Source organism: Candidatus Eisenbacteria bacterium, from assembly GCA_035577985.1.
In the GTDB taxonomy this organism is placed as follows: Bacteria; Desulfobacterota; Binatia; order DP-6; family DP-6; genus DATJZY01.
The window spans coordinates 1-16,297 of record DATJZY010000179.1; the positions used below are offsets into that span (position 1 = coordinate 1).

The 16,297-nt window shown below is 74.5% G+C and carries 15 protein-coding genes; all 15 read right to left on the reverse strand.

The annotated features are described in order from the left end of the window. A partial coding sequence (locus VMS22_25490; GenBank protein HXJ37396.1) for a hypothetical protein occupies nucleotides 1–1,971 on the reverse strand: 1,971 nt, incomplete at its 3' end. Between the two features lie 206 nt (nucleotides 1,972–2,177). Beyond that, nucleotides 2,178–3,029 carry a type II secretion system minor pseudopilin GspK gene (gspK, locus tag VMS22_25495; GenBank protein ID HXJ37397.1) on the reverse strand — a complete coding sequence of 284 codons (852 nt, stop codon included), beginning with the start codon at nucleotides 3,027–3,029 and terminating at the stop codon, nucleotides 2,178–2,180. Further along, on the reverse strand, nucleotides 3,013–3,363 hold the full coding sequence (locus tag VMS22_25500) for a prepilin-type N-terminal cleavage/methylation domain-containing protein (protein ID HXJ37398.1): 351 nt from the start codon (nucleotides 3,361–3,363) through the stop codon (nucleotides 3,013–3,015). The genes gspK and VMS22_25500 overlap by 17 nt, the downstream gene beginning before the upstream one ends. After that, on the reverse strand, nucleotides 3,360–4,217 hold the full coding sequence (gene gspN, locus VMS22_25505) for a type II secretion system protein GspN (GenBank protein HXJ37399.1): 858 nt from the start codon (nucleotides 4,215–4,217) through the stop codon (nucleotides 3,360–3,362). The genes VMS22_25500 and gspN overlap by 4 nt, the downstream gene beginning before the upstream one ends. After that, nucleotides 4,214–4,723 (reverse strand): type II secretion system protein GspM, encoded by a 510-nt coding sequence (gene gspM, locus VMS22_25510; protein HXJ37400.1) that lies wholly within the window; start codon nucleotides 4,721–4,723, stop codon nucleotides 4,214–4,216. The genes gspN and gspM overlap by 4 nt, the downstream gene beginning before the upstream one ends. Continuing rightward, entirely contained in the window at nucleotides 4,720–6,027 is a 1,308-nt protein-coding gene (locus VMS22_25515) for a PilN domain-containing protein (GenBank protein HXJ37401.1), read from the reverse strand. Before VMS22_25515 ends, gspM begins: the two co-directional genes overlap by 4 nt. Further along, on the reverse strand, nucleotides 6,024–6,554 hold the full coding sequence (locus tag VMS22_25520) for a type II secretion system protein (GenBank protein HXJ37402.1): 531 nt from the start codon (nucleotides 6,552–6,554) through the stop codon (nucleotides 6,024–6,026). The genes VMS22_25515 and VMS22_25520 overlap by 4 nt, the downstream gene beginning before the upstream one ends. Next, nucleotides 6,551–6,970: a prepilin-type N-terminal cleavage/methylation domain-containing protein gene (locus VMS22_25525; GenBank protein ID HXJ37403.1), complete on the reverse strand. Its 420-nt coding sequence runs from the start codon at nucleotides 6,968–6,970 to the stop codon at nucleotides 6,551–6,553. Before VMS22_25525 ends, VMS22_25520 begins: the two co-directional genes overlap by 4 nt. Beyond that, nucleotides 6,954–7,337 (reverse strand): type II secretion system major pseudopilin GspG, encoded by a 384-nt coding sequence (gspG, locus tag VMS22_25530; GenBank protein HXJ37404.1) that lies wholly within the window; start codon nucleotides 7,335–7,337, stop codon nucleotides 6,954–6,956. The genes VMS22_25525 and gspG overlap by 17 nt, the downstream gene beginning before the upstream one ends. A gap of 41 nt (nucleotides 7,338–7,378) precedes the next feature. Next, nucleotides 7,379–8,578: a type II secretion system F family protein gene (locus VMS22_25535; protein HXJ37405.1), complete on the reverse strand. Its 1,200-nt coding sequence runs from the start codon at nucleotides 8,576–8,578 to the stop codon at nucleotides 7,379–7,381. Beyond that, complete coding sequence (locus VMS22_25540) at nucleotides 8,578–10,059, reverse strand: ATPase, T2SS/T4P/T4SS family (GenBank protein ID HXJ37406.1); 1,482 nt, start codon at nucleotides 10,057–10,059, stop codon at nucleotides 8,578–8,580. The genes VMS22_25535 and VMS22_25540 overlap by 1 nt, the downstream gene beginning before the upstream one ends. Then, nucleotides 10,056–12,041 (reverse strand): type II secretion system secretin GspD, encoded by a 1,986-nt coding sequence (gspD, locus tag VMS22_25545; GenBank protein HXJ37407.1) that lies wholly within the window; start codon nucleotides 12,039–12,041, stop codon nucleotides 10,056–10,058. The genes VMS22_25540 and gspD overlap by 4 nt, the downstream gene beginning before the upstream one ends. Then, a complete protein-coding gene (locus VMS22_25550) occupies nucleotides 12,038–12,871 on the reverse strand; it encodes a hypothetical protein (GenBank protein HXJ37408.1) in 834 nt (277 codons plus the stop codon). The genes gspD and VMS22_25550 overlap by 4 nt, the downstream gene beginning before the upstream one ends. A gap of 49 nt (nucleotides 12,872–12,920) precedes the next feature. Further along, complete coding sequence (locus tag VMS22_25555) at nucleotides 12,921–14,777, reverse strand: lytic transglycosylase domain-containing protein (protein HXJ37409.1); 1,857 nt, start codon at nucleotides 14,775–14,777, stop codon at nucleotides 12,921–12,923. A gap of 31 nt (nucleotides 14,778–14,808) precedes the next feature. Continuing rightward, the gene (locus tag VMS22_25560) at nucleotides 14,809–15,939 is read right to left on the reverse strand and encodes a patatin-like phospholipase family protein (GenBank protein HXJ37410.1); all 1,131 of its coding nucleotides are present in this window, start codon (nucleotides 15,937–15,939) and stop codon (nucleotides 14,809–14,811) included. Nucleotides 15,940–16,297: the final 358 nt, after the last annotated feature.

Below are 16,297 nucleotides of genomic sequence, written 5' to 3' on the forward strand. Positions count from 1 at the left end.
GGCGATCGTCGGGGCGTCGTTCGCGATCGTGACGCTCGCCGTGCCGGAGTGGCCCGACGCCGTCGCGGTGACGGTGAACGGGCCGCCGCCGTTGCCCCCGGCCGTGAACACGCCAGCCGCGTCGATCGAGCCGCCGCCGGAGACCATCCACGTCACCGCGGGCTGCACGGCGAGGGCCGCGCCGAACTGGTCGAAGACCGTGGCGCCGAACGCCTGCGTCGCGTTGGGATCGACGGTGGCGCTGGCGGGCGCGACGGTGACGCTCGTGGCGGTCTGGCTGACGACGACCACCACCGAGCTCGTGACCGTGAGGCCGTCCTCGTCGGTGACGGTGGCCTGGAGGGTATAGGTGCCGGCCTGCGCGAACGTCGCCGTCGAGCTCTTGGCCGCGTTGGTGCCGTTCGGGCTGAAGCCGACGGCGGCCGGACCCGCGGTCACGGCCCAGGTGTAGGTGAGGTGGCTCTCGCCGCCGTCGTCGGCGCCGAGCACGGAGAGCGCGGTGCTCGTCCCAGTGGCGGGGTTCGGCGTCGCGCTCGCGGCGACCGAGATCGTCGGCGCGTCGTTCGCGATCGTCACCGCCGCGGTGCCGGAAGCGGACGAGCCCGGATCCGTCGCGGTGACGGTGAACGGCCCGCCGCCGTTGCCACCGGCGGTGAAGACGCCGGTGGCATCGATCGAGCCGCCGCCCGAGACCATCCAGTTGTACGCCGGGGGCTGCGACGCCATCGCGTTGCCGAACTGGTCGCGGAGCGAGCCCGAGAACGCCTGGGTCGCGTGCGGATCGATGGCCGCGCTCGCAGGCGACACGGTGACCGTCGAGGCCGTCTGCTGGACCACCACCACGACCGAGCTCGTGACGGTGAGCGCGTCCTGGTCGGTGATGGTCACCTGGAACGTGTAGGTGCCCGCCTGCGTGAAGGTCGCGGTGGCGTTCTTCGCGGCGTTGGTGCCGTTCTGGTTGAAGGCGACGCCGGAGGGGCCCGAGGTGACGGCCCAGGTGTAGGTGAGCGTGCTCTCGGCGAGGTTGTCCGCGCCGAGGACGCTGAGCGCGGTGGTCGTCCCTGTCGCAGGGTTCGGCGTCGCGCTGGCCGCGACGGCGACCGTGGGCGGGCTCAGGTACGCCGGCGGCGTGTTCGGCGTGCTGCAGGCGGAGCTGCCGAACGCCATCTTCTGATAGATCGTGGTGGGCACGCCGGCCGCGAGGTCGAAGGTCCACTGCAGCGCCATGAACGCGTCGTGCCAGGTGGCGTCGACGGTGTTGTTGAGCGTGCCCGCTCGGACGGCGTTCCAGCCCGTCGAGTAGAGTACCTCGCGATATGCCGACGCAGGCGTGATCGGGGTCCACTCGCTGAAGAAGTTGGGACCCACCTGCGGCGACGAGACGCTCACGCTCGAGCAGGCGGCGTTGAAGGCGCCGTAGCCGCGGTCCTGACCCTGCGGGAACGAGTCGACCGCGTGGAAGAGGCGCGCTCCCGGATAGTTCGCGGTGCTCAGCACCACCCACTTCACCGTCGCGAAGCCGTCGCCCTGCACGTAGTAGACGGTCTGCGTCACCGTCACGGTGGCGCCGCCGGTGAGCACCGTCGTCACGCGCCACGGATCGGCGAGCGTGCCCGTGCCGAGCAGCCCCGTCTGCGACGAGACGCCGAACGTGTTCGCGCCGACGACGCCTCCGGTGGCGTTGCCCGAGAAGCCGTAGCTCGTCCCGTTGAAGAAGAGCGTGATGCCGGAGTCGGCCGCGGTGTCGCTGTTCGGATAGATCTGGCGGACGCCGTTCCAGCGGACCTGATGACGTCCGCCCTGCGTGTCGAGCAGGACGATCGTCATCGGGGTGCCCGGAATCGTCGTCGTCGCGGCGGACGCGCTCCCGAGCGAGAGCACGATCGCCAGGATGGCGAGCGCCAGGCGACGGCCGAGCGGGGCGAGCAATCGGCGATCGCGGGCGCGCGGGGCTGGGGTCCGGGGCTCCATGGAGGAAGGGGCTCCCCGCGCGAGCGGAGCGCCCCGGGCGGGAGTGCAAGGGCGGTTCCACCCGGCGAAGCCCGATCGCCCCGGCAACCCGGGATCTTCCGTCCGCCTGCGCCCGCGCCGGCGCTCGCCGGTAGGGGAAATCCCCTACGCGAGCCACATAGCCGGCCGTGTCACGCGAGCGCCGCCGGCCGACGGTTCCATGACGCTCAGGGCGGCTCCGCCATCTCCCACGTCCAGCCGTCGATCTCGGTGTCAACGGAAGGAAGCACGCGGACGAGGGCCGCGATCGTGCGCCGCGCGCCCCCCACCGTCCCCGTGCTGCGCACCGTGTAGCTCCGGCTGGTGGTCGTGCAATGCGGAAGGTCCTGACATTCGACGGGTCCGCGGGCTCGCGCCGCCGTGATCTCGCCGACGCGCGACGGGTCGGGCCAGACCGCGAACAGGACTTCGGGCGGCGCGGTGTTCGGGTTGACGCCGTCCTCGCCCGCCGCGGTGACGAACGGGCGCAGGCGCGCGAGCATGCGCTCGTCGATGCCGCGCACGAGCAAGAGCTCGCCGACCGTCGCGAGGGGGCGGTTGGCGGCCCCGCGCGGCGGCTGCTGTGCGCGGTACCACGCGCGCTCGGCGCCGTGCGGCCGCGCGACGTCGTCGGCGTCGGTCCAGTCGAGGATCGCGTCGGCGACGAGCGGATCGAGGCCCAGGCGCGACAGCAGCGCGGGCAGCGCGTCGGGCACCGCGTTGAGATCGAGGCGCCGCGCTTCGTCCACGACCTCGACCTGCACCGTGCCGGCGCCGAGCGCCTGCGGCTCGAGCGGAAGCGCCCAGGGCGAGGCGAGCGTGTCGGGCGCGCCCGCGGCCGACGCGTCGACCAGCGCGGCCCGCGCGGCTGCGACGCCGGAGCGGGCGAGGGCCTCGGCCTGCACGGTCGCGAGCGCATTCGCGGCCAGCCGGTCGCCGGTCGTGGCGGTGACGGCGAACCCGACGGCCACGACCGTCAGCACCGCGACCGCCATCGTCGCCGCGACCAGGGCGACACCGCGCTCACGCGGGCGGCGCATAGACGATCTCCACCAGCTCGGCCGCGTCGCCGCCGTCGCCCGAGGCCACGTGGACCCGGATCTCGAGCAAGCGCGGATGCGGCGTCGGCCGCACCTCGCGCACGAATCGCAGGTCGCCCGGGCGCTCGCCCTCCTCGCGACCGGGCGGCGGCGGGCGGAGTGTCGCTTCGGCCATGAGGGTCCGCGCCATGACGAGGGTCCGCGCGCGGCGCACGTCGTGATCGATCGTCGTCCCGCTCTGGACCATCAGCCGCTGGAGCGCGACGCCCGCCGTGGCGAGGACCGCGACCGCCACCACGACCTCGACGAGCGTGAAGCCGCGCCGCCGGGTCATTCGAGCCTGCCCGCCGCGACGAGGCGCGGGTTGCCGATCGTTCCCTGCAGGCGCAGCGTGCGTGTGCCCTGTGCGTCGGGCGCTGCGCCCGGCACGCCGTCGAACCAGCGGCGCAGCGTCGGCGGCATGGTGTGGCCGGGCGTGACGCTGAGGCGCAGGTCGAGCACGCTGTCGTTCGTCGGCGTGACGAAGCGGATGCTGCCGCGCCCGGTCGCGCGGAAGTCCTCGCTCGAGGCCTCGATCGTCTCGAGCTCGAAGCGGCGATCGGCGAGACGGCCGCGCAGGGTCGCGGCGTCGGCGCGGATCACGAGGTCCTCGAGTCCGCCGCCCGGGTGCCAGGCCGCGCCGCGGATCTCGAATGCTCCGTCGCCCGATGTCGGGTCGCGCCCCCCGACGCGAGCGTGCACGGCGCCGTTCACGCGCCCGTACGCGTCGACCCGCGGCGCGACGTACGGGATGCAGGTCGCGAGCTCGACGTCGGTGAGCACCACGCTGATCGGCGTCGTCGCGCCCTCGGCGCCGACCTCGATTTCGATCCGCCCCTGGCAGGTCGCGAGCGCGACCGACCACGGCCGCCCCGTGCGGTCGCGCCAGAGACCCAGCAGGGACGGGCGCAGTCGGAGCCAGTCGGCGTCGAACGCGTTCGAGCCGTCGGGACGCGTCAGGTGAACGTCGTCCAGGCGCAGGCCGTCCGGGCGCAGATGCGCGCTTGCGAACGAGACCTGCATCTGGTCCGGCAGCGGCACCCGGGCGACCATGGCGCGTACCACCGCCTCGGTGGGGAACGTGATCGCGACACCGGCGAGGAACGCGACGACGACGAGCCCGGCGATGGCGAGGCGGCGGCGCGTCACGGCGTGGGGCGGCGCTGCGTGGCTTCCAGCACGAGATCGAAGCGCGTCGCGTCGTCGGGGTGCTTGCGGAGGGCGAAGCGCGCGACGCCGATCGCCGGCTCCTCCGTTTCGAGCGCGTGCAGGAGGCCGACGGTGTCGGCCAGGGACGCGCCGGCGATCCGCAGGCTCACGCGGTCGTCGGTCGTGCTCCCGTCCGCCGCGGGCGTCATGGCCGCGATGCGCTCGCCGAGGCCGACTGCGTCGGCCGCGGCCTGCAGGCGCGCCAGCGTCGACGGCCTGCCGGCGGCGGCGCGGCCGTCCTGCCCGAGCGTCGCGGCGAGCCGGCGGACGGCGGCGAGCTCGCGCTCGAGCGCAACCACGCGAGCCCGGCGGGCGGCGAGGTCGGCGCGGACGGCGGCGACGGCGAGCAGCGCGGCGGAGCCCAGCGCGAGCGCAGCGGCGACCGCGAGCAGCCGCTGCTCGCGCTCGCTGCGTGTCGCGAGCCAGCCGCGCAGCTGCGCGGTCACGACGGCGCCCCCACGCTGGGTCCCCAGGTCGCCCGGAGCGCGAACTCGACGCCACGCCCGTCGACCGTCGCGCGCGAATCCTCGGCCGCGACGTCGCGCAGGCCCGGGGCCGCGGCGAGCGCCCGCTGCAGGACGTCGATCGCCTCGAAGCCCTCGGCACGGCCGTGCAGCCGCAGCACGTCGCCGTCGAGCGTCAGCTCGTCGAGGTCCAGGTGCACGCTCGCGGGGACGCGCTGGCTGAGCTCGCGCAGCAGCGCGAGCACGGCGCCGGGTCGGAGCCCCTGCGTGCCGGCGCCGACCGCCGCTTCGAGCTGCGCCCGGGGCGCGACGAGCCGCGTCCCCGCCGGCAACGCCGCGGCCGCCGTGGCCCGCGTGGCCTCGGCGAGCATCGCTTCGCGCCGACCCAGCCCCGCGCGCACGATGGCGAGGTCGGCGACCGCGACGAGCGCCGCCGCTGCGGCGAGGCCGACCACGCGGCGCCGATGCGCCGCCGGCGCCGGGGCGGTGCGCGCGGCGTCGAGCGTGAGGCTCGGCCCGGCGGCGAGCCCCGCCGCGAGGGCGCAGGCGCCGAGGGAGGGATCGCGCCACGACGCCGCCCGATCGATCGGCTCGGCGTCGAGGCGCGCGGCGAGCTCGCTGGTCGCGTCCGGACCGGCCAGCACGATGGTGGTGGCGCCGCCCATCGCGTCGAGGGTCCAGCGGACCTCGGCAACGAATCCGTCGAGATCGCCCGGGCTGGCGCCGAGCGCCCGCAGGCCGGCGAGCCGGCCGGCGCGCCGGACGCTCGCGGTGCTGCGCGCGCCGTCGGCCACCACGAGCGTGGCGTCCGCGAGGGTGACGAGGTTCCAGATGGGCAGCGGCGCGAGCGCGACCCGCTCGGGGACGAGCGCCGCGGCGGCGAGACGTGCTCGCAGCGCCGTGATCTCGTCCCTGCGAACGGCGGCGGCGATCACGGTCGTGCCCCGCGCGGTCGCTTCGATCGTATCGAAGCCGATGGCGACGTCGCCCGGATCGCTCGGCAGATGACCCACGAGCTCGAGCGGCACCGTCTCCCGCAGCCGCCGGCCGTCGCGGAACGGCAGGGAAAGGAGGCGATGCGCCGCCGCTGCGAGCGGCAGCGCGGTCAGGACCGACGCGGACGGATGCGCGTTCGCCAGGCGCCTGAGCGCGCGGCCGAGGTCGGCGTCGCTCGCGTACGGGATGCGCTCGAGCCGGACGAGCCGCGTCGCGCCGAAGCGCCGCCGCTCGGCGTGCGCCACGCGCAGCTCGCCGGGCGCCAGGTCGATGCCGAGGACGTGGCTCACGACTCGCGCCTGCCGCGTCCCGTCGGGATCGGCACGACGACGTCGAGCTCCTGGCCGTCGTCGAGCGTGAGCGCGACGCGCGCGGCGCGCGGGGGCTCGCGGCCCGTCCAGACGGATTTCCACTCCGTCCCGTCGAGGACCCGGACGTCGAGCGCGCTGACGCCGGGCGCGAGCGCGACTACCGGGGCGAGTGGCGCGTCCGGGGCGGCGAAGCGCGGCTCTGCCCGGCGCGCGAGCGCGCCGTCCTGCACGAAGTAGGTGAGATGCGCGCCCGGCTCGGCGCCTCCCGTGAAGCGCAGGGTCGGGGGCGTGGCCGAGACGGAGAACCCTTCCGGCAGCGCCGCGGCGAGCTCGCGCTCCAGGTGCAGAAGGGCGGTGCGCGCCGTCGTCGTGCGGTCCAGGGTCTCGGTCGCTGCGGCGCGCGCGTGCAGGCTCGCCGTCACGGTGCCGGCGAGCGCCGCCATGACGAGCGCCGTCACGCCGAGGGCGACGACGACCTCGACGAGGGTGAAGCCGCGCCGGCTCATGCGCCGTCCTCGCGCACGACCCGCGCGCGCCCGAGCCCGGCCGGCAGCAGCACGATCGCGCGCGCGCCGCCATCGCCCGCGAGCGTCACGCGGACCGGGAGTGCGTCGCCGTCGGCGCCGAGCTCGACGCCGCCGCCACGTCGCACCATCCCGCCGACCTCGATCGCCGCGACGTGGACGCCGGCCGTCATGGCGTCAACGGCGACCCGCTGCGGGCGCCCGCCGAAGATCGCGCGCTCGCGCGCCTCCGAGAGTCGCTCCGCCAGCCGCGACGCGGCGGCTTCGACGCGGAGCTCGGCGCCGCCCGGCAGGCGCGGCAGGACGATCGCGGCCGCGAGCCCGACGATGGTGACCACCGCCAGCACCTCGACGAGCGTGAGCCCCGGGCCCCTTGGACGATCACCGCTCGCGCGCATCGATGTCTCCGGCGAGGCCGTCACCGCCCTCGACCCCGTCGGATCCGAGGGACCTCAACGCATAGCGCTGCGGCGTCGCGAGCACGTAGACGAACGCGTTGCCCCATGGGTCGAGCGGAACGCGCGGGAGGTAGCCCTCGCTGCGCCAGGCTCTCGGGATGGGTGGCGCCGTCGGGCGCGTCACGAGGGCCTCCAGCCCCTGTTCGGTCGTGGGGTAGGTGCCGTTGTCGAGGCGGTAGAGGTTCAAGGCCTGCTCGATGCTCTTCATGTTGGCGATCGCGCTCGTGACGCGCGCCTCGTCGGTGCGGCCCATGATGCGCGGCGCGACGATGGTGACGAGGAGCCCCAGGATGAACACGACCACCATGATCTCGAGGAGCGTGTAGCCCTGCGCGCCCGGTCGCGTGCTCACGGGCGCGCTCCGAGCGGATTGAGGGTCAGGATCGGCACCAGGATCGCGAGCACGAGGAAGAGCACCGCGCCGCCCATGATCAGCACGAGCGCCGGCTCGATGAGGCCCGTGGCGGTCTCGAGCGCGCGCTCGACGTCGGCGTCCGCAGCCCCCGCCGCGCGCTCGAACGCCTCGGCGAGCGTGCCCGTACGCTCGGCGGTGGCGATCAGCCGGCACACGCTCGGCGCGAAGAGCCCCTGGGTGCGCAGCACCGCCGCGAGGCCGTCGCCGCGCCGAACCGCTTCGCGCGCGAGCTGCAGCGCGTCCCGCATGCGCGCGTTGCCGGCGGTGGTGGCGGCCATGTCGAGCCCGGCGTCGAGGGCGAGCCCGCTCCCCAGCACCGTCGCCAGCGTGCGCGCGACCCGCGCCGTGGCCGCGGTCGTGACGATGCGCCCGACCACCGGCAGGCGCGCGAGCAGCCGATCGACCGCCGCCCGACCCGCCGCCGTCGCGTACCACCGCGGCGCGAGGACCGCGGCGGCCACGATCGCGAGCGCCCACAGCCACCACGTCCAGGCGAGGAACGCGGCCCCGGCGACCAGCAGGCGCGTCGCGAGCGGCAGCGTCGTTCCGGTTTCCGCCAGCAGGCGCGTCACCTGCGGGACGACCCAGACCAGGAGAAAGGAGAGCACCAGCACCGTCGTCGCCGTCATGACGGCGGGATAGGCGAGGGCCGCGCGGACGCGCGCCCGCCGGGCCGCGGACGCCTCGGTGTCGGCCGCGAGGCGGCCCAGCACGGGCGCGAGCGCGCCGCTCGCCTCGCCGACGCGCACGAGCTCGCGGTAGAGGGGCGGGAAGACGCGCGGGCTCGCGCCGAGCGCGTCGGCGAGCGACGTGCCTTCGCGCAGCCGCGCGCGCGCGACCGTGAGCGCGCGGCGCAGCGCGGGTCCGCTCGACTCCTCGGCGAGGCTCTCGAGCGCCTCGGCGACCGGGACGCCGGCGCCGACGAGCGATGCCAGCTGGCGCGTCGCGGCGGCGAGCTCGCGCGCGTCGGCGCGCCCGTTCTCACCGGCGGCCTCGCTCGCGGTCGTGAGCTCGATCGGGAAGACCCCGCGCGCGCGGAGCTGCTGCCATGCGCCGCGTACGCTCTCGGCGTCGACGACGCCGTGCTCGGCGCGGCCGGCCGTGGTCCGCGCCCGATACGCGAACACCGGCATCAGCCGTCCTCCTGCGTCACGCGCACGACCTCGGCCTCGGTCGTGACGCCCGCCGCCGCCTTGGCGAGGCCGTCGGCGCGCAGCGGCACCATGCCGCCGGCGACGGCCGCGGCGTGGATCGACGCGGCGTCGGCGCGCTCCATGATCCGCGCCCGCACCGCGTCGTCGACGATGGCGAGCTCGTGGATGCCGGTGCGGCCGCGGAGCCCCGTGCCGCGACAGCGCGCGCATCCCCCGCCGCCGCAGGGCTCGCAGCGCCGCCGCACGAGGCGTTGCGCCAGCACGGCCACGACCGACGACGCGATGAGATACGGCTCGACGCCCATGTCGAGGAGCCGCGTGACGGCGGTGGCGGCGTCGTTCGTGTGCAGCGTCGCGAACACGAGATGCCCCGTGAGCGCCGCCTGGAGCGCGACGTCGGCCGTCTCCCGGTCGCGGATCTCACCCACCAGGATCACGTCCGGATCCTGCCGCAGGATGGCCCGCAGCCCCGCCGCGAAGCCGAGCCCGATGCGCGGGTGCACCTGCATCTGGGCAATGCCGGGGAGCTGGTACTCGATCGGATCCTCGATCGTCATGACGTTGCGCGACCCGTCGGCGAGCCGGCGTAGCGCCGCGTAGAGCGTCGTCGTCTTGCCGCTGCCGGTGGGCCCGGTCACGAGGAAGATGCCGTGCGTGCGGGCGAGCAGCGGGGCCACGCGCGCGCCGATCGCCGGCACGAGGCCGAGGGCATCGAGCGGCAGCATGGCGCTGGAGCGGTCGAGGAGTCGCAGCACCACGCGCTCGCCGAACGCGGTCGGGACGACGGACACGCGCACGTCGACGTCGCGACCGCCGACGCGCACCGCGACGCGGCCGTCCTGCGGCAGACGGCGCTCGGCGACGTCGAGGCCGGCCATGATCTTCACGCGCGAGGCGAGCACGGGCCCGAGGCGCGCCGGCGGCGCCAGCACGTCGTGGAGGACGCCGTCGACGCGGAAGCGCACCGCGAGGCTGCGCTCGTAGGGCTCGACGTGCACGTCGCTCGCTCCCGCCTTCACGGCCTCCGTCAGGAGCGCGTTCGCGAGCCGGATCACCGGTGCCTCGTCGTCGGCGTCGAGCAGGTCGGGGCGCTCGGCGAGCGCCTCCAGATCCTCGCTCCCGAGATCGAGCTCCTGCCGGAGCGCGGCGGCGGCCGAGTCCTCGCCGCGCGCGGCGTCGTCGTACGCGCGCGCGATGGCTTCGCGCAGCGCCGCCGCCGGCACCACGAGCGGGCGGACCGCGCGCCGGTAGACGAAGCGCAGGTCGTCGAGGGGTGCGAGCGCGCAGGGATCGGCCACCGCCACCTCGAGTGCATCGGCGTCGTCGCGCAGCGGCAGCACCAGGTGGCGGCGCGCGTACTGCATCGGGAGCGGCGCCAGCAGCTCGCGCGTGGGAAGGGCGGGGATCGTTCGCGTGAAGGGAAGGCCGAGCGTGGCGGCGACCTCGCGCGCGTCGGTCACTGCGGGCTCTCCGGCGGCGCCTCCCAATGCCGGTCCTTCACGGCCGGACTGTCGCGCAGCGCGCGCGGCAGCCGCGCGCGCACGGCGGCCGACTCGGCCGCCATCTGCGTGTCGGAGCCGATCACGTGCGGCGTCAGGAACGCCAGCAGGTTCGTCTTCACGTGCCGGTCGTCGTTGCGCCGGAAGAGGAAGCCGAGCACGGGCACGTCGGCCAGATACGGGACGCCGCGCTCGATCGAGCGCAGCGTGTCGGCGAGCAGGCCGCCGATCACGATCGTCTGCCCGTTGCGCGCCGCGACGACCGTGCTCGCCGAGCGCACGGTCGTCGTCGGGCCGACCTGGTTCGGGTCGCCGGTGTCGATCGCGGTGGGGTCGATGTCGGACACCTCTTCGAAGAGCGTCAGTCGCACGTAGTCGTCGGCGATGATCTGCGGCGTCATGCGCAGCGTGATGCCGACGTCGTGGCGCTCGATGGTCGTGAAGAGGTTCGAGAGGTTCGAGCTCGAGGTGGCCCGGCTCGCGATGAAGGGCACGTTGCGCCCGACCACGATCTCGGCCTCCTCGTTGTCGGTCGTGACGACGTTCGGGGCCGAGAGGACGTTGACGTCGTTCTCCTGCTGGAGGGCCGTGAGCAGCAGCGTGTACGCTGGCACCTCCTGTCCCGACGGCAGCGTCACCATGTGGTTGCTCGCGGCGGCGAGGATCAGGCCGGGGAGCGAGGTCGGGTTCGCGGCCGCCGATGCGATCGAGCCGAAATTGAGCTGGCCGATCCCGGTGTTGCTCGCGCTGGCGCCCGCGCCCTGGAATTCGATGCCGAGCGCGCGCAGCTTGTCGGCCGTCACCTCGAGGATGATCGCCTCGACGAACACCTGCCGGCGCCGCATGTCGAGCTGCGCGATGACGTTCGCGAGCGTGCGCCAGTCCGACGGTGTCGCCGAGACGATGAGGGAGTTGGTCGCCGGATCGGCCGTCACGCGGACGGGCGCCTCGAGCGCGATCGTCGATGCGCTGCCCGTCGTCGCCGGCTCGGCGTGGATCTGCGTCGGCGGCTCGCCCGACTCGCCGTCGTAGCCGAGGGGCGGCATCGTCGGGCGGTCGTTGCGGCGCGAGAAGGAGCTGCCCTGCGGGCGGCGCTCGGGCTCGGGCGGGACGGGCAGACCCAGGAGCTGTGCCAGGACGCGCACGAGGCTCGACGAATCGGCATTCTTCAATCGGTAGACGTGCACGGTCGACGCGGCCGGCAGCGGCTCGACGTCGAGCCGGCGCGCGATGGTTCGCGCGCGCGCGATCTGATCGGGCGCGCCGGACAGGACGAGGCTGTTCGTGCGCGGCTCGGCGACGACCTTCATGGGCGCGGGGCCGCCCGGGTCGCCGGCGAGCGCGTCGCGCAGGCGCTTGGCGATCTCCTCGGCGGGCGCGAAGCGCAGCGGCAGGGTGTCGGACGCGTCCGCCGAGCCCTCCTGGTCGAGCTCGTGGGCGAGCATGGCGAGCCGCTCGACGTTGCCCGCCGTGTCGACGACGACCAGACGGTTCGTCGCCGGGTGCGCCGTCAGCACGCCGTCCTTGGAGACGAGGGGCTGCAGGACGGGCACGAGCGCCGCCGCATCGGCGTGCGTGAGCGGCACGATGCGGGTCGTGATTTCGCCGCCCCCGCTGCCCGCTTGCACGGCGTCGCGCGCCGGCATGATCTTGGTGAAGCTTCCGGACTGGATGGTCGCGAAGCCCTTCACCTGCAGCACCGACTGGAACACGAGCCAGGCCTCGTCGGGCGTGAGGCGCGTCGGTGAGATGACGGTCACCTTGCCGTGTACGCGCTCGTCGACGATGAAGTTCCGTCCCGTGACCTCGCTCACGAACTTGGTCAGCACGGGGATCTCGACGTCCTGGAAGTTGAAGGCCACGGTCGCGTCGTCGCCGGTGGTCGCGGCGCGCGCGACCGTCACGAGGAGGGCGAGACAGAGGGCGGCCAGGCGAGGCGTCATCGCAGGTCGTAGACGAGGGTGCGGCGCTCCTTGCCGCGCCGGATGTCGAGCGCCACGCGCGGCTCGGTGCGCAGGCGCTGCAGGAAGGCGAGCAGCGTCGCCGGATCCGAGGCGGCCTGCCCGTTCACGCGCTGCACGACGTCGCCGTCCTGGAGGCCGAGCCGCCGGAAGATGCTGTCGTCCTTGATCTGGAAGAGCCGGAAGCCGGCGGGGCGGCCTTCCTCCACCTCGGCGACGGCGCGGAGCTGCGTCATGAGGCCGCTCATGTCGTCGGCCGCGCCTGCCAGCTCGCGACGGTCGACGACGAACGCGTTGGCCGCGGTCTGTCGCACGAGCGCCGCGCTCAGGGGAGCGGGCTCCCGGGGCGCCGGGTCGGGTGTCGTCCCATCGTCGGCGCGGGGTGCGGCCGCGAGCTCGATCGTCGTCTCGCCGCCGGGCGTCGCGAGCACGAGGTGATCCCACGCGATGCTCGCGACGCGGCCCTCGCCGAGCGTGTCGCCGACGCGCACGAGGTCCTGGCGGTGCGTCGTCAGGTCCTCGACGGCCGCGCGCGCCTCGCCCGCCTGGAAGCCCACGCCGACCAGACGGATCGTGGCGCCGCCGCGCCCCGTCCCGGTCGCCTGCGCGTTGAAGAGGTCGCGCGCGGCAATGGGAGCGTAGGCGTCGATCGGCTCCACCGGCGCACGGCTTGCCGCGGGCGACGGCGGCTCGGGCGGCAGCGGGTCGACCGCGGCTCGCAGCGCGGCGCTCACGCCGTACGCCGCGAGACCGGCGACGACGAGCAGCAACGCGAGCTCGAGCCCGCGACGCCCGTGCCACGAACGATGCATGGTGGGGAGGGGCCGTCATACTGCCGTCGCTCCGGGCCTGCAATCGTCTTCACATGCACAGGACGCCGGCGCCGGCCTTGCCGGCGGCGACGAGCTGGTACTTCTCGAAGAAGCCGCCGTCGATCGCGCGGCCGAGCGGGCTCGCCTTCGGCGACCGGTAGCGTCGATGCGCGCCGGGGCCGCCGTTGTACGCCGAGTACGTCGCGCGCGCGGCATTGGCGAGCACCGTCCCGCCCTCCCTGGCGCCGAAGCGGTCCAGGAGCTGCACCAGGATCTCGGCGCCGGCGGCGGCGTTGTAGACCGCGTCCCATTCGAGCTTGCGGACGTCGAAGAAGCCGCGCCACACGCGCCGGTTCACCTGCATGATGCCGACGTCGCCGGTTGCCGAGAGAAGAAAGGTGACCGTGCCGCCCCGGTCCACGAACTGGCGCCAGCAGCTCTCCTGCCAGGCGACGGCGGGGACGAGGCTTCGATACACGGGCCCGAAGCGCGCGGCGACGCGGCTCTCGCGGTGCGCCGCGACGGTCGCGAGCATCTGATCCACGACGCCACGGTAGTCGTCGAGCTCGGTGTCGCCGGGCACCCAGCGATCGAGGCGACGGGAGATGGCGGCGAGATCGACCGTCGCCGCCTCGGCCGCGGCCGGACTCCAGAGCCAGGAGAGCGGCAGGGTCGTCGGGGGCACGGTCGTGGTCGGCACGGTGGTCGTCGACCCGGTCGTCGTCGGCGGCGACGGGGCGAGGTCGGTGGCCGGGTCCTGGAAGCCGAAGAGCTTCCGCAGCTCGGGATCGGGCGCGTCCGACACCGCGATCGGATCCCCTGTCCGCTCGGGGTCGAGCACGCGCGCGAGCCGCCGCAGACCGTCCGCCGAGATCTCGAGGCCGAGACCTGGACCCGCCTGGTCGAGGGCCGCCAGGGCGTCGCCGGCGGCGAGGAAGGTGACGAAGCGGTATGCGCGATCGCCGAGCTCGCCCTGGCGCACCGCGCGTCGCGTCTGGACGCGCAGCCGATCCCACGACGAGAGGAAGAGATTCCGCACCGGGTCGGTTCCGGGAACGGGGCCCTGGCGCAGCGTCTCGACCAGCTCGCGCCGGCCGTCGAGCAGGATCGCGAGCAGCTCGCTGCGAGCGCCCTGGTCGGCGCTCGCAGCGCCGAGCGTCTTCACGGCGAAGGCGAGGAAGGCATCCCAGCGGTCGATGCGATCGTCCCAGCGCTTGGCCTCGTCCTCCGAGAGCGCGGGCTCGGCGGCCGCCGGCGAGCCCGCGACCTCGGGCACGTCCATCGCGATGCGGACGCGGACGCCTTCGTCGGCGGCGGCGGTCTCGATCGGACGCAGCGTCGCGATCGCCGCCAGCGCCGGCGCGGCGCGATCGGGCGGCGCCGAGGCGCGCAGGAGCGCCTGGGCCTCTTCGGCGGGCGGCGCGAGATCGAAGTGGAACGCACGCAGGCGCTCCTCGAGCCGCCCGCGGGCGAGCTGCAGCGCGCTGTTCGTCATGCGGTCGGGACGGCCGTCGGCGTCGCGCGCTTCGATCTCGAGCGACGTGAAGCGTAGCTGCCAGTCGGCTCCGACCTCGGGCCGCATCGTGAGGTCGAGCGCGCCCTGCCAGGCGAGCGGCGACACGCAGAACCACAGGAGGCGGAAGCCGACGACCGCCGATCCCCTGGTCGTGACGCGGATCTTCCCGCCCGCGCCGCCGAGCGCGAGGTCGTCGACGACGGCCCAGTGGCAGTCGCCGGGCGTGCCCCAGAGGTCGAGCGACGCGCCCTCGCGCATGCCGAGGTCGCGCCGGAGGGCCGCCTCGAGGATGGGGTAGTCGACGACGAGCGGGAAGGCGACGGTGCGCGTGGTGGCCGATGCGGTCGCGGCGGCGATCAGCCCGAGCACGATCCCGACCACGACCCGCACGCGGCATGTCTCGCCGCGCCCGCCCTACGGGTCAAGCGGCGTCGGACGCGCTTCGCGTCGCGCGCGCCCAGCGGCGCGCCCGCCGCTCGATCGTGTCGCGCGACGCCAGGCGGATGCCGTGCCGGCCGAAGAGCGCGGCGTAGCGGTCGTACTCGGCGACGATCGTCTTGATGGTCGTCCGATAGCCGCGGCGCAGGACCTCGTGGCGCAGGCCGTAGGTCATGAGCGGGGTGTCGAAGAGCTGCACGTCGGCGTGGTGCGGCTCGAGCAGGACGATGTCGGTGTCGGGATGCTCGTAGGCGTGGCGCTTCAACGCCTCGCGCAGGCGGCGGTGGAGCGCGATGCGGAACGACTGCGCCGCCACCGTCAGCACGCCGCCGTCGCGCAGCGGCCGGGCCGTGGCCCCGTCGAGAACGAGCGGGCGCAGCGGGTTCACGAGCAGGACCAGGCGGGCGCCACGCTCGATCGCGAGCCGCGCGTGCCCGGTCTTCGAGACCGCACCGTCGACGTAGTCGACCCCGTCGATCCGCATGGGCTCGAACAGGATGGGGGCCGCGGCCGAGGCCGCGACCGCCTGGGAGATCGCCGTGGGATCGCCCCGATATTCCCCGAAGACGTGGATTTCGCCGGTGTCGAGCTTGGTTGCGGGGATGAGGAGGCGGCTCCGAAGCCGCCGGAACTCGTTGGTCCGGCCGCCGGTGGTGAGCACGCGCCGGACGTAGGCTTCGATGCCCTCGACGGAAAGGAGCCCGGCAGGTAGGTGGTTCAGGAGGGAGGACAAGGTGTCGAGGACGAGCGCCTCTCCCCAGTTGGTCCACAGGTGATGAGCGATGCCCGGCAGAGCGGCCGCGAGCCGCGGAACGGTGGCGAGGTGGCTGCGCCAGGGGATCGAGAGGACCTGCGAGCCGGTGAGATGGGGCAGGGTACGGCGGTCGTGCTCGAGCGTGTCGCGGATGCGCGCCGGCGCGACGCCGTTGGCGACCAGGGCGGCGACGAACGCGCCCGCGCTCGTGCCGACGTAGAGGTCGAACTCGCGCACGGTCGCGTTCTCGAACAGGGCGTCGAGGGCCATGAGCGCGCCGACCTCGTAGAGGCCGCCGGTGATGCCCCCACCGGCGAGCACCAGCGCCCGCCGGACGGGCCCGTAGAGCATGTTCGGCATGAGCGGGACGTCCCCTCACGGATGTCGGCAGGTCGGGGGCGCGGCTTGAGTCGCCCGGCGGGTCGCCGTCGCGTTGACAAGGCCGCGGAACAAATCCTAAAAAGCCGCGGTTCTGGAACAGGATGAGCGCACAACCGAGCTGGCACAGCGCCGTCGGCGGGAGCTGGATGCCCAGGTCGAGGATCTCGCGCGGCGCCTGGTCGAGATCATCAATGGGGCCGGGCACGACAATCGACAAGATCTGCGCGAGTATGCGATCGATCTCCTGCGGGAGGGGACCGAAGCCGTCGATGCGCCCGCCCCGTCCCGCCGCAGCAAGGGCGCGAAGTCGGGAACGAACCCGCTCGGAATGGCGATC

Excerpts from the sequence above, each read along its gene's own strand:
- VMS22_25560 (HXJ37410.1), bottom strand. The coding sequence starts at position 15,939 with ATGCCGAACATGCTCTACGGGCCCGTCCGGCGGGCGCTGGTGCTCGCC.
- gspG (HXJ37404.1), bottom strand. The coding sequence starts at position 7,337 with ATGGTGGTCGTGTTCATCCTGGGGCTCCTCGTCACCATCGTCGCGCCG.
- VMS22_25550 (HXJ37408.1), bottom strand. The coding sequence starts at position 12,871 with ATGCATCGTTCGTGGCACGGGCGTCGCGGGCTCGAGCTCGCGTTGCTG.
- gspD (HXJ37407.1), bottom strand. The coding sequence starts at position 12,041 with ATGACGCCTCGCCTGGCCGCCCTCTGTCTCGCCCTCCTCGTGACGGTC.
- VMS22_25535 (HXJ37405.1), bottom strand. The coding sequence starts at position 8,578 with ATGCCGGTGTTCGCGTATCGGGCGCGGACCACGGCCGGCCGCGCCGAG.
- gspK (HXJ37397.1), bottom strand. The coding sequence starts at position 3,029 with ATGCGCCGCCCGCGTGAGCGCGGTGTCGCCCTGGTCGCGGCGACGATG.
- VMS22_25520 (HXJ37402.1), bottom strand. The coding sequence starts at position 6,554 with ATGAGCCGGCGCGGCTTCACCCTCGTCGAGGTCGTCGTCGCCCTCGGC.
- VMS22_25500 (HXJ37398.1), bottom strand. The coding sequence starts at position 3,363 with ATGACCCGGCGGCGCGGCTTCACGCTCGTCGAGGTCGTGGTGGCGGTC.
- VMS22_25525 (HXJ37403.1), bottom strand. The coding sequence starts at position 6,970 with ATGCGCGCGAGCGGTGATCGTCCAAGGGGCCCGGGGCTCACGCTCGTC.